The sequence below is a fragment of the Ornithinimicrobium sp. genome (genome assembly GCF_051004135.1).
Classification (GTDB): domain Bacteria; phylum Actinomycetota; class Actinomycetes; order Actinomycetales; family Dermatophilaceae; genus Ornithinicoccus.
In genome coordinates, this window is record NZ_JBPCKQ010000167.1 from 1 (window position 1) to 4,516 (window position 4,516).

General features: G+C 68.7%; 3 protein-coding genes. 2 read left to right on the plus strand and 1 reads right to left on the minus strand.

The genetic code is table 11. The features are described from left to right. Positions 1-719: 719 nt before the first annotated feature. The gene (locus ACR2FV_RS11340) at positions 720-2,216 is read right to left on the minus strand and encodes a GntP family permease (protein WP_434015805.1); all 1,497 of its coding nucleotides are present in this window, start codon (positions 2,214-2,216) and stop codon (positions 720-722) included. Positions 2,217-2,387: 171 nt separating this feature from the next. Between ACR2FV_RS11340 and ACR2FV_RS11345 the strand changes: the two genes are divergently transcribed. Together ACR2FV_RS11345 and ACR2FV_RS11350 are read left to right on the plus strand one after the other, a co-directional pair. After that, a complete protein-coding gene (locus ACR2FV_RS11345; RefSeq protein WP_434015806.1) occupies positions 2,388-3,833 on the plus strand; it encodes a four-carbon acid sugar kinase family protein in 1,446 nt (481 codons plus the stop codon). Positions 3,834-3,860: 27 nt separating this feature from the next. Beyond that, a partial coding sequence (locus ACR2FV_RS11350; RefSeq protein WP_434015807.1) for an SDR family NAD(P)-dependent oxidoreductase occupies positions 3,861-4,516 on the plus strand: 656 nt, incomplete at its 3' end.

Consider the following 4,516-nt stretch of genomic DNA (forward strand, 5'->3'; position numbering starts at 1 on the left):
AAGCGACCTCCTCGCCGGCACACCCTGGCTACCAGCCACGAACTGAACAACCAACTCAGCCCACCTGAGTAGTTACGGTGGGAGACCCAAGCGGTCGGCGTACGGCCGCGCCCGTAGTGGTGCGAGCGTTCTTGTGGGCACCCAGCACGGCAGCCCTCACTGCGGGGACGGCCCTCCTCTCCGCAGGGATCGCCAGGCGTCATCGCCAGCGCTAATGCGTTCGAGCACCCTGGTCGTGGCACTACCTGTCTGCTACCTGCTCGTGATGGCTGCTAGTTGGCTGGCCAGCCGTTGTGTCACCGGGCCGACTGGTGCCCGGTGGTGGGTGCTGCAGGACTGTCGGGGGAGCGCAGCGGTACTCACCAAACCAGGGGGAGATCACACCCGCGCGTACAACCTCGCCGCTGTCCCACGAGGCAAAGGACTGGCCAAAGACCTAATGCGTCACGTCGCCGCGGAAACACCGGAGCGGGTGCGGGGATCAGCGTTCCCCCGAATCTACAAGGAAAAATGGGGATGCACCGAACTCGGGTGGGCAGTCGATGAGCACCAGGTCGTGCTGCGATGCCGACCACATCCACGCGGCGATCGCGGCCGGCAACGCCCGTCGGATCTACCCGCTGGAGCCCCCACGCTGAAGGGGACCTTCCCGCATGCCGGGTGGGTGCCTGCTGTCGACCGACTTGCTCGCGTGGTGTCGCGGTGGGTGAGCGGGTTGCTTATCCCAACATCAGGTTCAGGATGAAGAGCAGGGGGATGGAGCCCGCCCACACCGCGGTGGTGATCCCGGACCAGCCCTTCAGCGCAGCTGTGCCCTCGAGGCCGGTGAAGCGGGTCACGACCCAGAAGTAGGAGTCGTTGAAGTAGCTGAAGACCATCGACCCGGAGGTGCAGGCGATGGCGGCGACCACGGGGTCGATGCCCAGGCTCGTGACCAAGGGAGCGGTCACCGAGGCGGCGGTGACCATCGCGACCGTGCCGGACCCCTGGGCCACTCGTACGAACGTGGCGACCACGAAGGGCACCAGGAAGCCGGGCAGCGCCGTGCTCGCGACCGCCTCGCCCAGCGCGTCGCCCACGCCGGAGTCGCGCAATACCTGCCCGAGGGCGCCTCCCGCTCCGGTAATCAGCAAGATCAGACCGGCGGAGGCGGCAGCCTCGGCGAACCAACCCTGCACCTTGGTGCGCGGGGTCCACCGCGGCAGCAGGAGGTAGACGGCCAGCAGCACACCGATGACCAGGGCCACGACCGGGTTGCCGAGGAACTGCAACGGAACAGCCCAGCCGGACGGCTCGTAGTCCTCGGCCTGCACACCCTGTTGGCTCTGGTCGACGGCGCCGCTGACAGTGTTCATCACGATCAGCAGCAGGGGCACCAGCAGGGGCAGCGACCCCACGAACGCGCCCACCGAGTGCTTGGGCGCCCCCTCCGGCCGCTGGCCGAGGATCTCCTCGTCCGGTGAGCCGTCCGCGGGTCGGTCCTCGGCCGCGCCGCTCGGGGCGTCCTCCGTAACGCTATGGGAGCCGGTCCCCGAGCCGGAGCCGCCTGCATTGGCCATCGCGTCGGCATACACCGCCTGTTTGACGTCGGCGCGGACCTCGTCCTCCAGCTTCGGTCCGATCCAGCGGGCGTAGACGACCACTACCGGCAGCAGCAGGATGGTGAATGCCAACCCGACCAGGATGAGCAGGCCGAGGTCGGCGCCGAGGATGCCGGCCACCGCCAGGGGGCCGGGCGTGGGCGGCACCAGGTGGTGCGTGAGCGTCATGCCGCAGCCCAGAGCGAGGGCCAGGGTCACGTAGCCGGCCTTCTTGACCCGGGCGATCGAGCGGGCAAGGGGGTTCATGATGACGTAGCCGGAGTCGCAGAAGACGGGGATCGACACCAGGGCGCCGACGCTGCCCATTGCCCATGGCTCGCGGCCCTTGCCGAAGACCGACAGGAAGGCGTTGGCCAGGGCTGTGGCCGCGCCGGAGACCTCGAGGATCTTGCCGATCGCGACGCCGAGTCCGATGACGATCCCGATGGAGGCCAGGGTGTTGCCGAAGCCGGTGGTGATCGAGCTGACGATGTCCAGGACCGGTTGACCGGCGATCAGACCGGTGACCAGCGCGGCGATCAGGAGTGCGACGAACGCGTCGAGGCGGGTGCGGAGCACTAAGACGATGATCGTCCCGATCCCGATGACCAGCGCCAACAGCAGTTGAATATCCACGGACACATCCCCTTGCGTTCATCCACGCTGGACCTCGTTGGTCGGCGCACTCATTATGGGGATGCAAGGCGAGCGCGTCAACAGTAGACATGCAACGGTCGTGGCCTCGGTTGACGCAACGTCAGGTTGACCCAATACTGAGAGCGCGGTCCGCGACGTCAACGGAGGGGTATGCCGAGTCAAGCGGAGCTCCTCGCCGCATACCCGAGCGAGACCGAGGTCAGCGCCGCCGAGGTCGCAGCGGCCCGGGAGGCCTCACCCCGGGTGCTGATCGTGCTCGACGACGACCCGACGGGCACCCAGTCGGTGGCCGATCTTCCGGTCCTGACCACGTGGAACGTCGAGGACTTCGCCTGGGCCTTCACCCACCGCATCAACGGCGCGCTGGCTCCCGCGGTCTACGTGCTGACCAACACCCGCAGCCTGGACCCCGCCGACGCGCGCGATCGCACGCAGGAGTGCGTGGCCAACGCCCACAGTGCTGCTGCCGCCGACGACGTCGGCATCGATCTCACCTTCGTCAGCCGCAGCGACTCCACCCTGCGCGGGCACTACCCCCTGGAGACCGACGTCATCGCCGAGACCCTCGGTGAGCACGGGTTGCCGGCGACCGACGGGGTCGTGATCGTCCCGGCCTTCCCCGACGCGGGCCGCGTCACCAGCGGCGGGGTGCACTACGTGGAGCAGGAGGGTGAGCTGGTGCCGGCGGCGCAGACCGAGTTCGCCGCCGATGCGACCTTCGGCTATCACCACTCGGCGCTGCCCGACTACGTGCAGGAGAAGACGCAGGGTCGGGTCGATGCCGACGTCGTGATCGTGCTCGATCTCGACGTCGTGCGCGGGGGCGCCGACGGCATCGCCGACGCGGTGGAGCCGGCGCAGGATTCCACGCCGATCGTGGTCGACATCGTCACCGAGCACGACCTGCGGGCGCTCGCCCTGGGCTTGATCGAGGCAGAGCGCCGGGGCAAGCACCTGCTCTACCGCGTGGGGCCGCCGTTCGTGCGGGCCATGATCGGGCAAGAAGCCCGGCCGCCGCTGAGCGAGCAGGAGATCCTGGGGGAAGACGCTGAGCGCCGGGGCGGGCTAGTCGTGGTCGGCTCCCACGTCGCGCTGACCACCCGCCAGCTGGACGCGCTGCTCTTCGGTCACCCCGAGGCGCGCCGGGTCGAACTGTCGGTCGAGGCCCTGGTCGACGAGGAGCAGCGCGACGCACACCTGCAGTATACCGTCGACACAGTGACCCAGGCCCTCGCGCGAGGCGACGTGATCCTGCATACCAGCCGGCAGTTGAAGAGGACCGACGACCCCGAGGAGAGCCTGCGGATCGCCCGGGGAGTCTCCGAGGCGGTGGTCGACGTGGTCCGCCGCACCCTGGCCGACACCCCGCCCCGGTTCGTCGTGGCCAAGGGCGGCATCACCTCATCGGACGTGGCTGCCCACGGTATGCAGATCCGCCACGCCGTGGTGCGCGGGCCGATGCTGGCGGGGCTGGTCTCGCTGTGGGAGGCCGTGGACGGGCCCCACCGCGGCATCCCCTACGTGGTCTTCGCGGGCAACGTCGGCACCGATCAGTCGCTGCTCGACGTCGTCCGCACCCTCAGCGCACACCTGTGACCCGACCGACCCAAGGAGAGCACCGACATGAGCGAGACAGTTACTATGACGTGGCCGACCGAGCGGACCGCCGTGCTGACCGGCGCCGCCTCCGAGCGCGGCATCGGACGCGCCGCCGCCCAGCGCCTGGCCGAGCAGGGGTGGGCGGTCGCGATCCTGGACATCGACGGGCAGGAGGCGCAAGCGGTCGCCGATGACCTGAGCAGTCGGTATGGCGTGCCGTGCCTCGGAGTGGGCACCGACGTCTCCGACGAGGAGTCGGTGGGAGCGGCGATCAAGGCCGTCGAGGAGTCGCTGCCGCCCGTGGTGGGGCTGGTCAACCTGGCCGGCATCAGCTCGCCGACGACGTTCATGGAGGAAACGCGGGAGGCGTGGGACAAGGTCTTCGCCGTCAACATGACCGGGACGTTCATGATCACCCAGCGGGTGCTGCAGGGCATGATCAACCGGCAACTGGGCCGGATCGTCAGCGTGTCCTCGATCTCGGCGCAACGCGGTGGCGGCACCTACTCCAAGGTCGCCTACAGCGCCTCGAAGGCCGGAATTATTGGCTTCACCGGGGCTCTGGCCAGGGAGGTGGGCGAGCATAACATCACCGTCAACGCTGTGTCACCGGGCCCGGTGGACACCGACATTATGGGCGACAAGTTGGATGAGGAGCGCAAGGCCGCCATGTCCAAGGA

Bases quoted from the DNA above. Each gene is read 5' to 3' on its own strand.
- ACR2FV_RS11345 (WP_434015806.1), top strand. From the start codon at position 2,388: ATGCCGAGTCAAGCGGAGCTCCTCGCCGCATACCCGAGCGAGACCGAG.